Origin of the sequence: Methyloversatilis discipulorum, from assembly GCF_000385375.1 — a bacterium.
In the GTDB taxonomy this organism is placed as follows: domain Bacteria; phylum Pseudomonadota; class Gammaproteobacteria; order Burkholderiales; family Rhodocyclaceae; genus Methyloversatilis; species Methyloversatilis discipulorum_A.
The window spans coordinates 3,900,462-3,918,791 of record NZ_ARVV01000001.1 but is presented as its reverse complement, the minus strand read 5'-3'; the positions used below and the strand labels follow the sequence as shown (position 1 = coordinate 3,918,791).

17 protein-coding genes are annotated in these 18,330 nt (G+C 65.3%); 10 read left to right on the top strand and 7 right to left on the bottom strand.

Annotated features, from left to right (window positions below):
* The first annotated feature begins 64 nt into the window (after positions 1-64).
* On the top strand, positions 65-1,513 hold the full coding sequence (locus METRZ18153_RS0118145) for a 3'-5' exonuclease family protein (protein ID WP_020166085.1): 1,449 nt from the start codon (positions 65-67) through the stop codon (positions 1,511-1,513).
* Here METRZ18153_RS0118145 and METRZ18153_RS0118140 read toward each other — a convergent pair.
* From METRZ18153_RS0118140 to lptM, 6 genes are all read right to left on the bottom strand, one after another.
* A complete protein-coding gene (locus METRZ18153_RS0118140) occupies positions 1,510-3,942 on the bottom strand; it encodes a two-component system response regulator (RefSeq protein ID WP_020166084.1) in 2,433 nt (810 codons plus the stop codon). The genes METRZ18153_RS0118145 and METRZ18153_RS0118140 overlap by 4 nt on opposite strands.
* Positions 3,939-5,018 (bottom strand): sensor histidine kinase, encoded by a 1,080-nt coding sequence (locus METRZ18153_RS0118135; RefSeq protein WP_020166083.1) that lies wholly within the window; start codon positions 5,016-5,018, stop codon positions 3,939-3,941. The genes METRZ18153_RS0118140 and METRZ18153_RS0118135 overlap by 4 nt, the downstream gene beginning before the upstream one ends.
* 154 nt (positions 5,019-5,172) lie before the next feature.
* Entirely contained in the window at positions 5,173-5,709 is a 537-nt protein-coding gene (gene fae / locus METRZ18153_RS0118130) for a formaldehyde-activating enzyme (RefSeq protein ID WP_020166082.1), read from the bottom strand.
* 47 nt (positions 5,710-5,756) lie between these two features.
* Entirely contained in the window at positions 5,757-6,170 is a 414-nt protein-coding gene (locus METRZ18153_RS0118125; protein ID WP_020166081.1) for an RNA-binding S4 domain-containing protein, read from the bottom strand.
* The gene (gene lysA / locus METRZ18153_RS0118120) at positions 6,167-7,408 is read right to left on the bottom strand and encodes a diaminopimelate decarboxylase (RefSeq protein ID WP_020166080.1); all 1,242 of its coding nucleotides are present in this window, start codon (positions 7,406-7,408) and stop codon (positions 6,167-6,169) included. Before lysA ends, METRZ18153_RS0118125 begins: the two co-directional genes overlap by 4 nt.
* Entirely contained in the window at positions 7,405-7,572 is a 168-nt protein-coding gene (gene lptM / locus METRZ18153_RS20710) for an LPS translocon maturation chaperone LptM (RefSeq protein ID WP_081629111.1), read from the bottom strand. Before lptM ends, lysA begins: the two co-directional genes overlap by 4 nt.
* 16 nt (positions 7,573-7,588) lie before the next feature.
* Here lptM and cyaY point away from each other — a divergent pair, with 16 nt between their 5' ends.
* Positions 7,589-7,909 carry an iron donor protein CyaY gene (gene cyaY / locus METRZ18153_RS0118115; RefSeq protein WP_024300770.1) on the top strand — a complete coding sequence of 107 codons (321 nt, stop codon included), beginning with the start codon at positions 7,589-7,591 and terminating at the stop codon, positions 7,907-7,909.
* On the opposite strand, the gene METRZ18153_RS0118110 is transcribed toward cyaY, so the two are convergent.
* On the bottom strand, positions 7,869-10,322 hold the full coding sequence (locus METRZ18153_RS0118110) for a penicillin-binding protein 1A (protein ID WP_020166078.1): 2,454 nt from the start codon (positions 10,320-10,322) through the stop codon (positions 7,869-7,871). The two genes, cyaY and METRZ18153_RS0118110, sit on opposite strands and share 41 nt — an antisense overlap.
* 169 nt (positions 10,323-10,491) lie before the next feature.
* Between METRZ18153_RS0118110 and METRZ18153_RS0118105 the strand changes: the two genes are divergently transcribed.
* The 8 genes from METRZ18153_RS0118105 (at position 10,492) to METRZ18153_RS0118070 (ending at position 18,250) form a co-directional block, all read left to right on the top strand.
* Positions 10,492-11,571: a pilus assembly protein PilM gene (locus METRZ18153_RS0118105; RefSeq protein ID WP_024300771.1), complete on the top strand. Its 1,080-nt coding sequence runs from the start codon at positions 10,492-10,494 to the stop codon at positions 11,569-11,571.
* A complete protein-coding gene (locus tag METRZ18153_RS0118100) occupies positions 11,568-12,152 on the top strand; it encodes a PilN domain-containing protein (RefSeq protein WP_020166077.1) in 585 nt (194 codons plus the stop codon). Before METRZ18153_RS0118105 ends, METRZ18153_RS0118100 begins: the two co-directional genes overlap by 4 nt.
* On the top strand, positions 12,149-12,814 hold the full coding sequence (locus tag METRZ18153_RS0118095; RefSeq protein ID WP_020166076.1) for a type IV pilus inner membrane component PilO: 666 nt from the start codon (positions 12,149-12,151) through the stop codon (positions 12,812-12,814). Before METRZ18153_RS0118100 ends, METRZ18153_RS0118095 begins: the two co-directional genes overlap by 4 nt.
* A gap of 76 nt (positions 12,815-12,890) precedes the next feature.
* Positions 12,891-13,340, top strand: coding sequence for a pilus assembly protein PilP (locus METRZ18153_RS20320; RefSeq protein WP_232416088.1), 450 nt, complete (start codon positions 12,891-12,893; stop codon positions 13,338-13,340).
* Positions 13,337-15,457, top strand: coding sequence for a type IV pilus secretin PilQ (locus METRZ18153_RS0118085; RefSeq protein ID WP_020166073.1), 2,121 nt, complete (start codon positions 13,337-13,339; stop codon positions 15,455-15,457). The genes METRZ18153_RS20320 and METRZ18153_RS0118085 overlap by 4 nt, the downstream gene beginning before the upstream one ends.
* 75 nt (positions 15,458-15,532) lie before the next feature.
* Positions 15,533-16,060 carry a shikimate kinase gene (locus tag METRZ18153_RS0118080; protein ID WP_019916501.1) on the top strand — a complete coding sequence of 176 codons (528 nt, stop codon included), beginning with the start codon at positions 15,533-15,535 and terminating at the stop codon, positions 16,058-16,060.
* Positions 16,048-17,136 (top strand): 3-dehydroquinate synthase, encoded by a 1,089-nt coding sequence (gene aroB / locus METRZ18153_RS0118075; protein ID WP_020166072.1) that lies wholly within the window; start codon positions 16,048-16,050, stop codon positions 17,134-17,136. Before METRZ18153_RS0118080 ends, aroB begins: the two co-directional genes overlap by 13 nt.
* Complete coding sequence (locus METRZ18153_RS0118070; protein ID WP_020166071.1) at positions 17,129-18,250, top strand: deoxyguanosinetriphosphate triphosphohydrolase; 1,122 nt, start codon at positions 17,129-17,131, stop codon at positions 18,248-18,250. Before aroB ends, METRZ18153_RS0118070 begins: the two co-directional genes overlap by 8 nt.
* Positions 18,251-18,330 lie beyond the last annotated feature (80 nt).

Here is an 18,330-nt window from a genome sequence, read left to right as displayed (position 1 = left end):
GTCCCACTTTCGGCTGCCCCGTGCGCTGCGCCACCGAGCTGGCGCGCAGGGCGGCGACCACCGCATGAGCGTGTTCGATCAGCCGCTGGCCATCGTCGACCTGGAAACGACAGGGGGCGACCCGCGCGCCGACCGTGTGACCGAGGTCGGCGTCGTGCTGATAGACGGGCCGCAGCGGCGCGAGTGGTCCAGCCTGGTCAATCCGGGCGTGTCGATTCCGTTGTCCATCCAGCGTTTTACTGGCATCACCGACGGCATGGTCGCCGGTGCGCCGCGCTTCGCCGATATCGCGGAAGAACTGGCGGCGCTGCTGCACGACCGCCTGTTCGTCGCGCACAACGCGCGCTTCGACCACGGCTTCCTGCGCAACGAGTTCGCCCGCGTCGGCCTGAACTTCGCGCCGCGCGTGCTGTGCTCGGTCAAGCTGTCGCGCGCCCTCTATCCGCACTTTCCGAAGCACGGGCTGGACGCGCTGATGGAGCGCTTCGGGCTGGTCTGCGACGCCCGCCACCGCGCCATCGGTGACGCGAGACTGGTGCGCGATTTTCTCGACATCGTCGCGCGCGACTTTCCGCCGGCGGTGATCGGTCCGGCAATGGAAAAGGCCGGGCGCACCGCTGCAGCGCCGCCGGGGATGGCACCGGGCGCGCTCGACGACGTGCCGGAGGCGCCGGGCGTCTATCTGTTCTACGGTGCGGCGCCGGAGTCGACCGACCTGCTGCCGGCGCCGGCAGAGCTGCCGCTTTACATCGGCAAGAGCCGTAACCTGCGTTCGCGCGTGCTGGCGCACTTCACCGGTTCGCACAAGGGTGGACAGGCGGCGCGCATGCTGCGCGAAACGAAGCGCATCGATTGGGTCGAAACGGCGGGAGAGCTGGGGGCGCTGCTGCTCGAAGCGAAGCTGGTGAAGCAGTTGCAGCCGCTGTACAACAAGCAGTTGCGGGCCGGCGGACCCGCCGTGGCGCTGGCGCTACGCGGCGGCCCCGGTAACGAGGTGGCGGCCGGCGAGGCGGCGCTGACGCTGGTCGATCTCGACCGCGTCACGCCGCGTCAGCTGGCGGGGTTGTATGGCCCTTTCCGCTCACGCCGCGACTGTCTGACCACGCTGCGCGAACTGGCGACTGCCTGGCAGCTGTGTCCGAAGCGCATCGGTCTGCAGGGCTACGAGCGGCGCACCGCCGCCTGCGTCAACGTGCAGATCAAGCGCTGCCGCGGTGTCTGCTGCGGTCGCGAAGACCCGCGGCAGCACGATATGCGGCTGATGAGTGCACTCGACGGCCTGCGCATGCCCGACTGGCCGTGGCCGGACGCCGTGGCGGTGCGCGAGCGCCGTCCGGGCGCCGAGCGGGGCGACCGGCACTGGCTGGCGCACTGGTGCTATCTGGGCAGCGCGCCGGAGGACAGCGACGACGCGGTTCCGCTGCAGCGCGACGCGCGCTTCGACTATGACCACTACCGCATCCTGCGCCGCCACCTCGACGGACTGCCGGCCGACGCGGTCGAGACCGTCTAGATATCGTCTGGCGGGTGCCGCAGCGACTGCCGCAGCTGGCCTGCCGACATCGGGCGCGCAAACAGATAACCCTGGCCCTCCGAACAACCGAGCCGCAGCAGCAGTTCGGCCTGTTCGGACAGCTCTATGCCCTCGGCGATGGTGGTCATGCGCAGTGAGCGACCCAGCGCCAGCATGGCTTCTATCATCGCGCGCGCGTCCTCGTTCTCGGTCAGGTCGATGATGAAGGAGCGGTCTATCTTGATGCGGTCTATCGGCAGGCCGCGCAGCACGCTCAGCGATGAGTAGCCGGTGCCGAAATCGTCGATGCTGATCGAGATGCCGAGCCGCTTCAGCGCATCGAGTATGCCGGCGCTCTGCTCGATCACCTGCAGCGTGGACTCGGTGATCTCGAGCTCTAGCGACTCGGCCGGGAAGCCGGTTTCGGTCAGCACCTCCAGCACATGGGCGACGAAGTCCTCGCGCATGAACTGCCTGACCGACACGTTGACGGCGAGGCGCATCTGCCGGCCATCGTTGTCCGGCAGGCCGACGATGTCATGGCAGGCGCGGCGCAGCACCCACATGCCCAGCGCTTCAATGATGCCGCTCTCTTCGGCGACCGGAATGAAGCGCGCGGGCGAAATCATGCCCAGTTCCGGATGCGGCCAGCGAACCAGCGCCTCGACGCCGATCACGTGCGCGTCGGACAGCCGGAGCTGGGGCTGGTAGTGCACCTCCAGCGCGTCGTTATCGATGGCGCGACGCAGGCCCTGTTCCATCTGCATGCGTTCCTGTGTGCGCTCCGACATGTCGGCAGTGAAGAACTGATAGCGGTTGCGTCCTTGCGACTTGGCCGAGTACATCGCGATGTCGGCTGCGCGCATCAGCACGTTGCGATCGGTGCCGTGGTCGGGGAATACGGCGATGCCTATGCTGCCGGTGATGCGTATTTGCTCGCCACCGAGGTCGAACGGATCACGCAGCGCACCGAGCAGCTTCATCGCCAGATGCGAGGCGTCTTCCGGCTGTGCGCTGCCGGTCAGCACGACGAATTCGTCGCCGCCGAGGCGGGCCAGCGTGTCGCTGCGGCGCAGCGCCTCACGCAGACGCACCGACACCGCGCGCAGCAGCTCGTCGCCGACGCCATGGCCCAGTGTGTCGTTCACCCCCTTGAAGCTGTCCAGGTCGAGAAAGAGCAGGATGCAGCGCTGCTGCGCGCGACGTGCCTGTTCGATGGCGCGCTCGAAGCGGTCGTCGAACAGCAGGCGGTTGGGCAGGCCGGTCAGCGCGTCGTGATGCGCCAGATGATTCAGTTTCTCCTCGGCCTGATGGATGGCGCTGAAATCGGAGAAGGCAGCGACGAAATGGGTGACGGTGCCGTTGTCGTTGCGCACCGCGCTGATGCTTTCCCAGGCCGGGAAGCTCTCGCCCGACGCGCGTTGGCACAGCACCTCGCCCTGCCAGTAGCCGGTGCTCGAGGGGGCGACCAGCGCGGCGTAGAAATCGTCGCCGTGGCCGGTTCCGAGCACCGCGTCAGGGTCGAGGCCGAGTACCTGGGTCTCGTCGTGCCCGGTGATGCGTGTATAGGCGGCATTGACCGCGACGATGCGCCGACGGGCGTCGGCGATCACGATGGCTTCGGCCGTGGTGTGGAATACGACGCTGGACTGGCGCAGGCGCTCCTCGTCGCGGCGGCGTTGCGTCACGTCCTGCAGGATGCCGACGATGCGCTGCTCGCCCGCCGGGTCGCCGTAAGCGCGCGCGTGCGCTTCCAGACTGCGTGGGCCGCCATTGCCCACTGTCCGGAATTCGATGCGCACCGGATCGCCGCGCTGCAGCGCCGCGTTCAGCGCCGCCGACACGCGCTCGCGGTCGCCGGCATCGACGCGCGACAGAAAGAGATTCCACGATTCATCCAGCGGGACCGGGCGGTCGCCGAACAGGCTGCGCAAGTGGCCGTCGCCGTGCAACTGCATCGAATCGCCCTGCCACTCGATCACGCCGAGCGAGGCGGCATCCAGCGCCTGCTTGAACAGCTGTTCGCTGCGCTCCACGAGCACCTCGACTTCGCGACGCGCAAGCGCCATCTGTATCGTCGCGTGCAGCTCGCGCGCTTCGCACGGCTTGACCAGATAGCCGAAGGGCCGGCAGTCGAGTGCGCGGCGCAGCGTGTCGTCCTCGGCGTAGGCGGTCAGGAAGACCACCGGTACGCGGTGCTGCGACTGGATCTGCAGTGCCGCGTCTATGCCGTCGATCGGACCTTCGAGGTGGATGTCCATCAGCACCAGGTCGGGCGCCACCTCGCCGACCTTGCGCACCGCCTGCTCGCCGCTGGCCAGCACCGCGCCAACCTTGTAGCCGAAGGACTGCAGCTGGTTCTTCAGGTCGAAAGCGATCACGCGTTCGTCCTCGACCAGCATCAGATTGATCGGGAGCGGTGCGTTCATGTCGTACCTCGCACGTTGAGTGATGCCGGAAAGGTGATGAGATAGCAGGCGCCGCCGTCGCGCGCCATCTGCAGTTCGCCGTGCAGCTGATCTATCAGCAGGGGCACCAGCTGCAGGCCAAGCGACTTAACGGTGTCGAAGTCAAAACCGGCCGGCAGGCCGACTCCGTCGTCGCGCACGCCCAGCGTCAGCCGATCGTCGCTGCCGTGCAGCGAAACGGTGATGGTGCCGGCGCGCTGCGCCGGGAAGGCATGCTTGAAGGCATTGGTGACCAGTTCGTTCACCACCAGCCCGCACGGGATCGCGCGTTCCAGATCGAGATAGACCGGCTGCGGCGGGCGTTCGAGCCGCAGTTCGACGCCGCTCGCACTGCTGCGGTAGGCTCCGCGCAGCAACTGCGCAAGACGATCAAGGTAGTCGCCGAGGTCCATGCGCGAGAAGTCCTTGCGCTCATACAGCAGCTGATGGGTCAGCGCCATCGCTCGCACGCGGTTCTGGCTCTCGTTCAGGATGTCGCGTACGCGCGGGTCATCGACATTGTTGGCCTGCAGGTTGAGCAGGCTGGTGATGACCTGCAGATTGTTCTTGACCCGGTGGTGCACTTCGTTGAGCAGCACCGTCTTTTCCTGCAGTGCCTGTTCCAGCACCTGCTGGGCGCGGCGCCGTTCGGTGATGTCGACGATGGATGCCAGCACCATGACCCCACTGCCTGTATCCATCGGGTTCAGGCCGATCTCGACCGGAAACTCGCTGCCGTCGGCACGGCAGGCGAACAGGTCGCGGCCGCCGCCCATCGGACGTGGGCTGGGCGATGACAGGAAGCTGTGACGGAAGTCGGCGTGGTGTGCTCGCGCGGCCGACGGCACCAGCATATCGACCGAGCGGCCTATCAGTTCGGTACGCGGGTAACCGAACAGTCTTTCGGTCTGCTCGTTGACCAGCACCATCATGCCGCGGCCATCGACCAGAACCATCGCGCTGGGCGCGTACTCGACGACGCGGCGGAAGGCGTCGTCGTTCATCTGCGGCATCGGCGGGGCATCGTGCGCCGGTGTGCCATCGGTACGGATATCCATCGGCCATCCTCCGTGAGCCCGCGCTCATTTCGGGCTCATTCATTCTGGATGGCCGCGTGCGTCAAGACAAGGTCGTGTTGCCCTTCGTTTCGATTGCACAAAAACAAAAGCCCCTGCGGCTGGCAGGGGCTTTGGCTGTGGCTTTGCGCCGCGATCAGGCTTCCGGGTCGTACATGCAGTGCTTGATCTTGTGGCGGTTGGCGATCAGCTCGTCGATCGTCGGCTTGCCGGTCATCGCACGCTGTATCGCGATCTTGGTTGCTTCGTAATTGGTGCGGTACAGATCCTTCATGTCGAGGTTGGGATCCTTGACCGCATTCGGGTCCAGCCACACCAGGTCGATGATGACCAGCTCGTCCACCAGATCCTTCGGGATGATGCCTTCCGACACGCAGTCGACGACCGCGTCGGCGGTGGCCGACTGCACCACGCCACCCAGCAGTTCGACGGTGCGCGAGTTCTTGATCGTGACCTTGGGCACCATCATCGTCGCCGGCTTGGCCATCTGGTTGCAGTCGCGCACGGCGAGCATGCGGGTGTGACCGGCGGTCTGACCCATCATCTGGGCGAAGGCCTGGCCGACCGGGCCGTCGATCGAGCCGATGACGATTTCCGGCATGGCATCGGTGTATTGACCTTCCTTGGCGAAGACGGTGGCTTCACCGACCTTCATCACGATACGTTCGGACATGGTTCGATTCCTTTTGACAGTGTTTTCAATTCGTTGGCGCGCAAGGCTCAGCCGCCGCGAAGTTTAGCGCGCATGCGGTCGATTTCACGCCGCTGGGTCTTGGTGGGCCGTCCGTGCAGCATGTGTGACGGTTCCGGAGCAAGTCGGCGCCGTTCGCGTTCCGCTTCGCGCCGGGCGAGGCTGTCGCCGGTCTCTTCATAAAGCTTGCGCGCCTCTTCGGCCGGGCCGCGTCTGCCGGACAGCGCCTGCACGATCACCGTGTAGCGCACTTCGCCGGTCTGGATATCCAGCCGGTCGCCGATGCGCACTTCGCGCGACGGCTTGGCGCGCGCCTCGTTCAGCTGGATGCGGCCGGCGTCGATGGCGTCGGAGGCCAGCGTGCGCGTCTTGAAGAAGCGCGCCGCCCACAGCCACTTGTCGAGCCGCAGCCGTTCGCGCGCGGCCTCTTCGTCCTGGCTCACGGCAGCAGGCGTTCGCCGGCATAGAGGTCGGCGATGCGTTCGCGCGCGCGGATCAGGTGCACCTTGTCGCCATCGACCATTACTTCGGCGGCGCGCGGCCGCGTGTTGTAGTTCGAACTCATGGTCATGCCGTAGGCGCCGGCGGAGAAGATGGCGACCAGGTCCTCCGGCTCGACCACCAGTTCACGTGCGCGGCCGAGGAAGTCGCCGCTTTCGCAGACCGGGCCGACCACGTCGTAGGTGTCCGCCTCGCCGCGCGGGCGTACCTCGGCGATGCGGTGGTAGGCGTCGTACAGCGCCGGCCGGGCAAGATCGTTCATCGCCGCGTCGATGATGGCGAAATTGCGCTCCTCGCCACGCTTCAGGTACTCGATCTTCGACAGCAGCACGCCGGCGTTGCCGACCAGAGAGCGGCCGGGTTCGAGCAGCAGTCTCTCCTTGCGGCCGGCCAGCACGGCCAGCAGCGGCGCCAGGTAGTCACGCGTCGCCGGCACGTCCTCGTCGTCGTAGCGGATGCCGAGGCCGCCGCCGAGGTCGAGGTGGCGCAGTTCGATGCCGTCGCGGTTCAGTGCCTCGGCCAGCGCCACTACCTTGGCGGCCGCTTCGGCCACCGGCGCCGGGTCCAGCAGCTGCGAGCCGATGTGGCAGGCGATGCCGCGGATCTCCAGCTGCGGCAGTTTCGCCGCATCGAGATAGATGCGGTGTGCGTCGGCGATCGGCACGCCGAACTTGTTGCACTTCAGGCCGGTGGATATGTACGGATGGGTTTTCGGGTCGACGTCCGGATTCACCCGCAGCGCGATCGGCGCACGCTTGCCCAGGCTGCCGGCGACCTCGGCCAGCCGGTGCAGTTCGGCTTCGGACTCGACGTTGAAGCAGTAGATGCCGTGGGTCAGCGCGGCGCGCATTTCGTCGCGCGTCTTGCCGACACCGGAGAACACCACCTTGGCCGGATCGCCGCCCGCCGCGATCACGCGAGCCAGTTCGCCGCCGGACACGATGTCGAAGCCGGTGCCCAGCCGCGCGAACACATTCATGATCGCCAGGTTGGAATTCGACTTCACCGCGTAGCACAGCATGGCGTCACGGCCGGACAGTGCCTCGGCGTAGGCAGCGTGCGCTTCGGTCAGCGCCGCGCGGCTGTATACGAAGGTGGGCGTGCCGTACTCGGCGGCAATGCGCTCGAGCGCAACGCCTTCGGCGTACAGCGCGCCGTCGCGGGTTTCGAAATGCTTCATTGCTTGTCGGCCTTGTTAGTATCTTGCGGAGCAGGTGCGGGCGCGGGCTTCGCGGCCGCAGGCTGGGCGCCCTGCTTGGGCGGCAGCGTCAATGGTCCCTTGGTGCCGCAGGCGGCGAGCGTCAGGGTCAGTGCGACGATGCGCACGAGCGGGCTGGAAAACATGTCGGATGGCCGGAATATGAACGAGAGTGAATTTAACAAATTGGCCGATGCGACGCTGGCTGCGATCGAGCAGGCCATCGAGCGCAGCGGCGCCGGAATCGACTACGAACTGCAGGCCGGCGGCGTGCTGGAACTGGAGTTCGACGACGGTTCGAAAATGGTGATCAACCGTCACGGCGTCGCTCAGGAAATCTGGGTCGCGGCGCGCTCCGGCGGCTTCCACTTCCGTGCCGACGGCGGCCGCTGGATAGGCACGCGCGACGGCAAGGAACTGATGCAGGCACTGGAAGAACTGCTCAGCCAGCAGGCGGGCGAGCCGGTGAAGCTGCGCGGCTGAGCGTTTCCGGCACCGTCAGCCGCGATTCGCTCGGTACGATGTGGCCGGTCGGCGAGCGTGGCGGCGTCGGAATCGGTGCCGGCGACTGCGGCGGCGGGCCGGGCTGCAGCTCACCTTCCGAAGCCGGCGTTTCCGGCTCTTCCGGTAGCGATTCGGGCGGCGGCGGCAGGTGTTCCTCGTACATCAGGTCGTTGCGCGGGTTACCCTTGCTGTCCTCGCCGGCATCGATGCTGATCAGGCCGTCGGGCAGCGGCAGCCGCTGTTCGGGCACGTCCTTCAGTGCGTGGCGCATGTAATCCACCCACATCGGCAGCGCTGCAGAACCGCCGGTCTCGCCACGGCCCAGGGTGCGCGGGTTGTCGAAGCCTATCCATGCAACGGCTACGCGCGAGGGCTGGTAGCCGCAGAACCAGGCGTCGAGATAGTCGTTGGTGGTGCCGGTCTTGCCGGCGAGGTCGCCGCGCTTGAGGGCCAGCGCGCGGGTGGCCGTTCCGCGGCGCACGACGTCCTGCATCATGCTGTCCATCAGGTAGGCGTTGCGCGCGTCGATGACGCGCAAACCTTCGTCGCCGGCCTTGCGCGGCGTGAAGCGCGCCAGCACGCGTCCCTCGCTGTCGGTGATCTCGCTCACCACATAGGGCTCGACCCGGTAGCCGCCGTTGGCGAACACGGCGTAGGCGGACGCCATCTGCCACGGGGTGACAGAACCCGCACCGAGCGCCATCGTCAGGTAGGGCGGGTGGCGCGCGGCGTCGAATCCGAAGCGTGAAACATAGTCCTGCGCATAGCGTGGGCCGATCGAGCGCAGCATGCGGATGGACACCATGTTCTTCGACTTCGCCAGCGCCGTGCGCAGCGAGATCGGGCCGTCGTACTTGCCGTCGTAGTTCTTTGGCTGCCAGCTCTGGCTGCCGGTTTCGCCGGCCGACACCACCAGCGGCGTGTCCTCCTCGACGGTCGCCGGCCCGTAGCCCTTCTCCAGTGCCGCCGAGTAGATGAAGGGCTTGAACGCCGAACCGGGCTGACGCCAGCCCTGGGTGACGTGGTTGAACTTGCTGCGATTGAAGTCGAAACCGCCGACCAGCGCGCGGACCGCGCCATCGCTGCTGTCGATGGCGAGCAGGGCCGCCTCGACTTCCGGCATCTGCGCCAGCGTCCAGCCGAGCTTGGCGTCCTGCATCACGCGCACGACGGCGCCGCGACGCAGTTTGCGGGCCGGCGGCGCCTTGTCGTCCAGCATCGCCTTGGCGAACTTGATCGCGTCGGCGCCCAGGTTGAGCACTTCGCCGCCGCGCTTGTAGACCTTTACCGCCGTCGGACTGGCGGCGAGCACCACGGCGGCGTGCAGGCCGACCGCGTCCGGCACGTCCTGCAGCAGATCGTCGAGCAGTTCGTCATCGTCGGCGCCGACGTCCTTCATGTCGACGAAGGACTCCGCGCCGCGATAGCCATGCCGGCGGTCGTAGTCGAACACGCCTTTGCGGACGGCCTCGATGGCGGCGTCCTGGTCGGCGCGCCGTATCGTCGTCACCACACGCAGGCCGAGCGAGTAGGCGTTCTCGCCGAAGCGCTCGACCGCCATCTGGCGCGCCATCTCGGCGACGAAATCCGCCGGCTTCGGCCCGCTGGCGGTGCTGCTGCTGTCGCGACGCAGGACCAGCTCTTCCTCGACCGCGCGAGCGCGGGTCGCTTCGTCGATGTAGCCCAGCTCCTGCATGCGCCGCAGCACGTAGGACTGGCGCAGCGCGGCGCGCTTCGGGTTCACCACCGGGTTGTACTTGGAAGGCGCTTTCGGCAGACCGGCGAGCATCGCTGCTTCGGCGACGCTAATGTCCTTCAGGTTTTTGCCGAAATAGGCTCTGGAGGCGGCGGCAAAACCGTAGGCGCGCTGACCGAGATAGATCTGGTTGATATAGAGCTGGAGTATCTGGTCTTTTGTCAGGCTGTTCTCGATTTTGAACGCCATCAGTGCTTCATAGACTTTCCGGCGCAGGGTGCGTTCGCTCGACAGGAAGAAATTGCGCGCCACCTGCATCGTGATGGTGCTGGCGCCCTGGCTGCGGCCGCCGCTGGTCAGATTGGCCAGCGCGGCACGGGCAATGCCGATGTAGTCGATGCCCGAGTGCTGGTAGAAGCGCTCGTCCTCGGCGGCAATGATGGCGTGCTTGAGCGCGTCCGGCACCTGTTCGATCGGCACGACCGAGCGGCGTTCTTCGCCGAATTCGCCGATCAGCTGCCCGTCGGCGTTGTAGACGCGAAGCGGGATCTTCGGCCGGTAGTCGGTCAGGATGTCCAGCGACGGGAGCTGAGGGTAGGCGAGCAGTACGACGATCAGCGCGAGGGCCGCGCCTATCAGTGCGAGGCCGGTGAGGGCGGTCAACGGGTAGAGCAGCCAGCGGAATTTGGAGAGCAAGAGGATGGGTTTCCGGAGGGGGTTTGAGGCCGAAAGTATAGCCGGCCGACCGTGTGAAGCTTCTCGTTACGCCTACCCAAAATTTGTTTACTTGTCGATACCTTGCTGCTAGCATCTTAATGTAATTTGTGCGTATTGGGCCTAATTCACTGTCTTAAAAGGAAAAAGCTTGGCTTTCGACCTGTCGGTATTTAACCCGGGAGCGCGTCCCCTGATGGGGCTGGACGTGTCGTCCTCGGCGGTCAAGCTGGTCGAGCTGTCCCGGACAGCGAAGGGCGAGCACCGCATCGAGCGCTACGCCATCGAGAACCTCCCGCGCGATTCGGTGGTGGATGGCAACATCGCCAAGCTCGAAGACGTCGCCGACGCCGTGCGTCGGGCGTGGAAGCGCATGGGCACGTCGACGCGCAATGTCGCGCTGGCCCTGCCAGCGGCGGCCGTCATCACGAAAAAGATCATCGTTCCGGCCAATCAGCGCGAGCAGGAGCTCGAAGTGCTGGTGGAGTCGGAAGCCAATCAGTACATCCCCTTCCAGCTCGACGAGGTGAATCTCGATTTCCAGGTGGTCGGCCCGGCGCCCGGCAACCCGGACGAGGTCGAGGTGCTGATCGCCGCCTCGCGCAAGGAAAAGGTCGAGGACCGCGTCGCGGTGGCCGAAGCGGCCGGCCTGCGCGCAGTCGTGGTTGATGTCGAGTCCTACGCGGCACAGGCCGCATTCGAACTGGTCGAGAAGCAGCTGCCGGACGGCGGCAAGGACACCAACATCGTGCTGGTCGACGTCGGCGCCAACGTGATGAACGTGATCATCCTGCGCAACGACCAGCCGGTCTATTCGCGCGAGCAGGCGTTCGGCGGCTACCAGCTGACGCAGGACATCATGCGCAACTACGGCATGAGCCCGGAAGAGGCCGAAGCCGCCAAGCGCACCAACACGCTGCCGGAGAATTACGAGAACGATCTGCTGCGTCCCTTCATGGACAACCTCGCGCTCGAGGTGTCGCGTGCGCTGCAGTTCTTCTTCACCTCGACGCAGTACAACAGCGTCGACCACATCGTGCTCGCCGGCGGGTGCTCGGTGATCCCCGGTCTGGACGAAGTGGTTGCCAACCGTACCCAGGTCGAAACCCGTATCGCGAACCCCTTTGTCGACATGCAGCTGTCGCAGACGGTCACCGCCAAGCGTCTCAGCCAGGACGCGCCGTCACTGCTGGTGGCCTGCGGCCTTGCGCTCAGGAGGTTCGACGCATGATACGCATCAACCTTCTTCCCCATCGCGAGGAGAAGCGCAAGGCTCGGCGCCAGCAGTTCTATGCGCTGACCGGCCTGACGCTGGTGCTCGGCGGTCTCATCGTGGCGCTCGGCAACGGCATCATCAGCGGTTACGTGTCGGCCCAGGACGAAAAGAACGCCTTCCTGAAGACCGAAATCGCTGCGCTCGACAAGTCGATCGACGAGATCAAGCGGTTGCGCGAGCAGACCGACGCGCTGCTGCAGCGCAAGCGGGTGATCGAGTCGCTGCAGGGCAACCGGTCGGAGGCGGTCGGCCTGTTCAACGAACTCGCGAAGAACGTGCCGGAAGGCGTCTATATCAAGAAGGTTTCGCAGCAGGCGAACAAGATCAATCTGGTCGGGTATGCGCAATCGAACGCGCGGGTGTCCAGCCTGATGCGGAATCTGGAGTCGTCGCCGCTGCTCGAGCGCCCGACCCTCATCGAAATCAAGGGCGCCACTGTCGACAAGCGCCGCATGAACGAATTCAGCCTCGATCTGTTCATCACGCGCGCGGTGGACGAGGCCGACAGCAAGACGGCGAAGGGGCGCAAGACATGAAGCAGATCCAGATGCCCCAGATCGATTTCACGCGCATTGCGGACGATTTCAAGAATCTCGACCCGAAGGACGTCGGCAACTGGGCCACCGCGCCGAAGGCCGCGGTCCTGCTGGGTGTGCTGGTCGCAACGCTGGCCGCAGGCTGGTGGTTCCTGTGGGATCCGCTGCGCGTCGAGCTCGAACAGAAGCGACTCGAGGAACAGACGCTGAAGGACGAATGGCTCAACAAGAAGCGTCAGGCGGTGAATCTCGAGCAGTACCAGCAACAGCTGGCCGACATCGACAAGTCCTTCGGTGCGCTGCTCAAGCAGCTTCCGAACAAGGCCGAGATGGAATCGCTGCTGGTCGACATCAGTCAGGCCGGTCTGAGCCGCGGCCTGCAGTTCGAAACCTGGAAGCCGGGTGGCGAAGCGGTCAAGGATTTCTACGCCGAAATGCCGATCACGATCCGCGTCACCGGCGGCTATCACGACCTCGGCAACTTTGCCGGTGACGTCGCCAAGCTCTCGCGCATCGTGACCCTGGGTTCGATCGTCATTGATTCAAGCAAGGACGGCCTGAAGATGGATGCCGTGGCGACCACCTACCGTTATCTCGACGACGAAGAGATTGCCCGAATCAAGAAGGCAAAGGCCGACAAGGCCAAGGGGGCCAATAAATGAAGCGCCTCCTGACGATGCTGGCGGCCAGTCTGGCGCTGGCGGGCTGCGGTAGCGAAGACCATGAAGACCTGCGCTCGTGGATGGAAGAAACACCCAGGGCCTGAAGGGGCAGGTGAAGCCGCTGCCCGAAATCAAGCCTTCGATCATCGTTGCCTACGAAGCGGGCAATCTGCTCGATCCGTTCAGCGTGCAGAAGATCGAGCCCGAGCGGAAGAAGGGCGGCGGCGGTGGCGGTGGCATCACGCCCGACCTCGACCGGCGCAAGGAGCCGCTGGAGCAGTACCCGCTCGACACGCTGGCCATGGTCGGTCTGCTCGAGCAGGGGCGGGTCACCTATGCGCTGATCAAGGCGGACACGACCTTGCATCGCGTGCGCAGCGGCAATTACATGGGTCAGAACTTCGGTGTCATCACGTCGATATCCGGCGATGGCATCACCTTGAAGGAAATCGTTCAGGACGCGGACGGCGAATGGGTCGAACGTACCAGTACGCTCCAGTTGCAGGAGCAGGAGGCAAAAAAATGAATTTCGTCCGCAAACTCGCCGGCCTGCTGTGCGCGCTCGCCGTCGCTTCGATACCGGCACTTGCCGTCGCACAGGCACAGCCGAACAGCATCGAGTCCATCCTGGTGTCGCAGCAGGGCGGGGAGGTGCTGGTCAAGGTGACGACCAAGTCCGAACTGGCCACGGTGCCCGCCAACTTCAGCGTCGCCTCGCCCGCGCGCATCGCCTTCGATTTCCCGGCGACCGGAAACGCGCTCGGCCGCTCGTCCCAGAACTTGAACGAAGCGCACCTGCGCAGCTTCAACATCGTCGAGGTCGGTGACCGTACGAGACTGGTGCTCAACCTCAACAAGCTGTCCACCTTCAATACCCGGCTGTCCGGGCGCGACCTGTACATCAGCCTGGCGATGCCGACCAACGCAGAGGCTGTCGCCCAGTCCGACAAAACGTCCCGATTCGCCGAGCCGGCTGCGAACGAAGGTACGCAGACCCTGCGCAACGTCGGCTTCCGCCGCGGCAAGGATGGTGAAGGTCGCGTCGTGGTCGAACTGTCGGATCCGAACACCGGTATCGACATCCGCCAGCAGGGTACGAAGCTGGTGGTCGAATTCCTGCGCGCCTCGGTGGCCGAGGAATTCCTGAAGCGCTATGACGTGACCGACTTCGGCACGCCGATCACGCAGATGGAAGTCGTGCGCTCGGGTGCCAATACCCGCCTCACGGTCACTCCGACCGGTCTGTGGGAGCACAACGCCTACCAGAGCGAGAATCAGTTCATCCTCGAGGTGAAGCGTCTGGTCGAGGATCCGAACAAGCTGGTTCAGGGCAGCAAGCCGGGCTACCAGGGCGAGAAGCTGTCGCTGAATTTCCAGAATATCGACGTGCGTTCGGTGCTGCAGGTGATCGCCGACTTCACCGACAACAACATCATCACGTCCGACACCGTCGGTGGTTCGCTGACGCTGCGACTGAAGGACGTCCCCTGGGACCAGGCCCTCGACATCATTCTCGACGCCAAGGGGCTGGACAAGCGCAAGACTGGCAACGTCATCTGGATCGCGCCGCGCGACGAGCTGACGGCAAAGGAAAAGCTGGCGCTCGAAAGCCAGCAGCAGGTGAGCGAGCTCGAGCCGCTGCGTACCGAAACCTTCCAGCTGAACTATCACAAGGCGGAAGTTCTGTACAAATCCATCCTCGACGACAAGGACAAGCGCTTCCTGTCCAAGCGTGGGTCGATCGTGATGGACACGCGCACCAACAAGCTCATCGTGACCGACATCCCGTCGCGACTCGAAGACATCCGCCGCATCCTGATCGAGCTCGACGTGGCGACCCGCCAGGTCCTGATCGAGGCGCGTATCGTCGAAGCGAACGAGGACTTCGCGAAGAACCTCGGCGCACGTCTCGGTATCAACCAGACGGCCGCTGGTTCGGTGCAGCTGGGTCGCGCGGGTCTCAATATCGGTGGTTCCGCGGCGGCGACCGGTTTCCAGACTGGCCAGGTGCAGACCCAGCCGAACTTCCTGACCGATTCGTTGAGTACGAATCTGCGTGCAAACAACATCACGCCGCGTACGCCGGGCCAATTGTCCTTCGTGCTGTTCAATTCGGCGGCGACGCGTTTCCTGAACCTCGAACTGTCGGCGCTCGAACAGGACGGCAAGGGCAAGGTGATTTCCAGTCCGCGTGTCATGACCTCGGATCAGAACGAGGCACTGATCGAGCAGGGCGTCGAAATCCCCTACCAGCAGGCAACCAGTTCTGGCGCGACCAGCGTGTCCTTCCGCAAGGCCAACCTCAAGTTGCAGGTGAAGCCGCAGATCACGCCGGACGGTCGTGTGCAGATGGCGCTCGACATCAACAAGGACACGCCGAACACCCAGCTCTCGACGGGTTCGGGGGTGGCCATCGACACCAAGCACGTCAAGACCGATGTGCTCGTCGAGAACGGCGGTACGGTGGTCATTGGCGGTATCTACACGCAGGACGAGCGCCGCACCCAGACGCGCGTGCCTTTCCTCGGCGATCTGCCTTACGTCGGCTTTCTGTTCCGCAATACGGAAACCCGTGACAACCGCGCCGAACTGCTCATCTTCGTGACGCCGCGCATCGTCAGCGACAACCTGACGCTGCGCTGAGCGACCTCATCGACGTGGCATCGGGCGGCCCCGGCAACGGGGCCGCTTTCTTTTTGCGCTGCTAGAATCCGGCCGGTGGAACATAGCGACAACATTTTTCTGGTCGGCATGATGGGCGCCGGCAAAACGACCGTCGGCCGCCAGCTCGCGCGCAGGCTGCGCAAGCGCTTCGTCGACTGCGATCACGAGATCGAGGCGCGCACCGGCGTCAGCATTCCGACCATCTTCGAAATCGAGGGCGAAGCCGGCTTTCGCAGGCGCGAGGCTGCGACCATCGAAGCACTGGCCCACGAAACCGGGCTGGTGCTGGCCACCGGCGGCGGTGCGGTGCTCGACCCGATGAATCGGCAGAACCTGAAGGCTGGTGGCTGGGTGGTCTATCTCGACGTGCCGCCCGACATACTGTGGTCGCGCACCCGCGGCGACCGCAACCGGCCGCTGCTGCAGGTCGACGATCCGCGCGCCCGCGTGCGCGAACTTCACGGCCTGCGCGACCCTCTGTACCGGGAGGTCGCCGATTTCATCGCCGAAAGCGGCCAGGGCAGCCCGCTGTCCATCGTGCGGAAACTTGAACGGGAATACCTGAACCGATGCGCAGCCTGAACGTGGCGCTCGACGAGCGCGCCTACGACATCCATATCGGTCGTGGTCTGATAGACCGCGGCGACCTGTTCGCGTCGGTACTGAAGCGCAAGCGCGCCGTGGTCATCAGCAATGAAATCGTCGCGCCGCTGTACGCCGCGCGCGTGCTCGATGCGCTGGACTCGGTCGGCGTTGCCCGCCAGCTGGTCGTGCTGCCTGACGGCGAGGCACACAAGGACTGGCCGACGCTGAACCTCATTTTCGACGCGCTGCTCGGCGCCCGCGTCGAGCGCTCGACCACGCTGATCGCGCTCGGCGGCGGCGTCATCGGTGACATGGTCGGCTTCGCCGCGGCGACCTACCAGCGCGGCGTGCCCTTCATCCAGGTGCCGACCACGCTGCTGTCACAGGTCGATTCGTCGGTCGGTGGCAAGACCGCGATCAACCATCCGCTCGGCAAGAACATGATCGGCGCCTTCTACCAGCCCAAACTGGTGCTGGCCGACATCGATACGCTGGACACGCTGCCCGACCGCGAGCTGAAGGCCGGTCTGGCCGAAGTGATCAAGTACGGCCTGATCCGCGATCGCGAGTTCTTCGACTGGCTGGAAATCAACATGCCGCGCCTGCTGGCGCGCGACACCGAAGCGCTGGCCTTCGCCATCGAGCGCTCCTGCCGCAACAAGGCGGAAGTCGTCATCGAGGACGAAACCGAAGCCGGCGTGCGCGCCCACCTCAATCTTGGCCACACCTTCGGCCACGCCATCGAAACCGGTCTTGGGTACGGCGAGTGGCTGCACGGCGAGGCTGTTGCGGCCGGCACGTTGATGGCGGCCGAGCTGTCGCGCCGGCTCGGCTGGCTGACCGACGACGACGTCGCGCGCATCCACCGCATCCACGAATCCGCCGGTCTGGCGCTGCGCGGACCGAAGCTGGGCGTAGAGCGCTACCTCGAGCTGATGTCGCACGACAAGAAGGTCGAGGCCGGCAAGTTGCGGCTGGTGCTGCTCAAGCGCATCGGCGAAGCCGTCGTGTACGGCGATGCCCCGGCAGCCGACATCGCCGCTTCCATCGAGCACTGCTGCGCGAATGCCTGAACTCGCGCCCTACGCAGCCTGCGACGAGAATTCGCGCGGACGCCGCTTTCCGGAAGATTCGCCGCACGGGCGCAGCCAGTTCCAGCGCGACCGCGACCGCATCGTGCACAGCACGGCTTTCCGCCGGCTCGAATACAAGACCCAGGTGTTCGTCAATCACGAAGGCGACCTCTTCCGCACCCGGCTCACGCACAGCATCGAGGTCGCGCAGATCGCGCGCTCGATCGCGCGAGCACTGCGAGTGAACGAGGATCTGGCCGAGGCGGTGTCGATTGCCCACGATCTCGGCCACACGCCTTTCGGCCACGCCGGTCAGGACGCGCTGAACGAATGCATGCGCGACTACGGCGGTTTCGAGCACAACCTGCAGAGCCTGCGCACAGTCGATCTGCTGGAGGAGCGCTACGGCGCCTTCGATGGCCTGAACCTCACCTTCGAGACGCGCGAGGGCATCCTCAAGCACTGTTCGCCGACGCGCGCGCGCGAACTGGGCGAACTGGGCCAGCGCTTTCTCGACCGCACGCAGCCGACCATCGAGGCGCAGATCTGCAATCTGGCCGACGAAATCGCCTACAACAACCACGACGTCGACGACGGGCTGCGTTCCGGCCTGATCACGCTGGAACAGCTGGAAGAGGTTCCGATCTTCGCCCGCTTCCGCCGCGAAGTGGTCGATCTGTACCCGCAGATCGCCGGCCGGCGTCTGATCCATGAGGCGATCCGCCGCATGATCAATGCGCAAGTGATTGATCTGGTGGGGGAAACGACGGGCCGCATCGAAGCTGTGGCGCCACGCTCCATCGACGACGTGCGCGCTGCCCCGGTGCTGGTCGCCTACAGCGAAACGATGCGGGCCGAGCAGCTCAAGCTCAAGCAGTTCCTGCGCGACAACCTGTACCGTCACTATCAGGTGCTGCGTATGACGGCCAAGGCGCGCCGCATCATCGCCGAACTGTTCGGCGCCTTCATGGACGACCCGCGCCTGCTGCCGCCGCAGTACCAGCTCATGGCCCGCGACGACAAGCCGCGCGCCATCGCCGACTACATCGCCGGCATGACCGACCGTTACGCGATGCGCGAGCACCGCCGCCTGTTCGCGGTCGGCGAGATCTGACCCCGTTGGTCGGCGCTGTTTGATGCGCTGCCGCACGGGTGTTGTACGCAGCGGATCAAGGTTTTATACTCCGTCGTCCA

What these genes read in the sequence shown, in the direction of transcription:
- fae (WP_020166082.1), bottom strand. Translation starts at nt 5,709, where the DNA reads ATGTCCGAACGTATCGTGATGAAGGTCGGTGAAGCCACCGTCTTCGCC.
- METRZ18153_RS0118135 (WP_020166083.1), bottom strand. Translation starts at nt 5,018, where the DNA reads ATGGATATCCGTACCGATGGCACACCGGCGCACGATGCCCCGCCGATG.
- METRZ18153_RS0118100 (WP_020166077.1), top strand. Translation starts at nt 11,568, where the DNA reads ATGATACGCATCAACCTTCTTCCCCATCGCGAGGAGAAGCGCAAGGCT.
- METRZ18153_RS0118140 (WP_020166084.1), bottom strand. Translation starts at nt 3,942, where the DNA reads ATGAACGCACCGCTCCCGATCAATCTGATGCTGGTCGAGGACGAACGC.
- lptM (WP_081629111.1), bottom strand. Translation starts at nt 7,572, where the DNA reads ATGTTTTCCAGCCCGCTCGTGCGCATCGTCGCACTGACCCTGACGCTC.
- METRZ18153_RS0118085 (WP_020166073.1), top strand. Translation starts at nt 13,337, where the DNA reads ATGAATTTCGTCCGCAAACTCGCCGGCCTGCTGTGCGCGCTCGCCGTC.
- aroB (WP_020166072.1), top strand. Translation starts at nt 16,048, where the DNA reads ATGCGCAGCCTGAACGTGGCGCTCGACGAGCGCGCCTACGACATCCAT.
- METRZ18153_RS0118145 (WP_020166085.1), top strand. Translation starts at nt 65, where the DNA reads ATGAGCGTGTTCGATCAGCCGCTGGCCATCGTCGACCTGGAAACGACA.
- METRZ18153_RS0118070 (WP_020166071.1), top strand. Translation starts at nt 17,129, where the DNA reads ATGCCTGAACTCGCGCCCTACGCAGCCTGCGACGAGAATTCGCGCGGA.
- cyaY (WP_024300770.1), top strand. Translation starts at nt 7,589, where the DNA reads ATGAACGAGAGTGAATTTAACAAATTGGCCGATGCGACGCTGGCTGCG.
- METRZ18153_RS0118095 (WP_020166076.1), top strand. Translation starts at nt 12,149, where the DNA reads ATGAAGCAGATCCAGATGCCCCAGATCGATTTCACGCGCATTGCGGAC.
- lysA (WP_020166080.1), bottom strand. Translation starts at nt 7,408, where the DNA reads ATGAAGCATTTCGAAACCCGCGACGGCGCGCTGTACGCCGAAGGCGTT.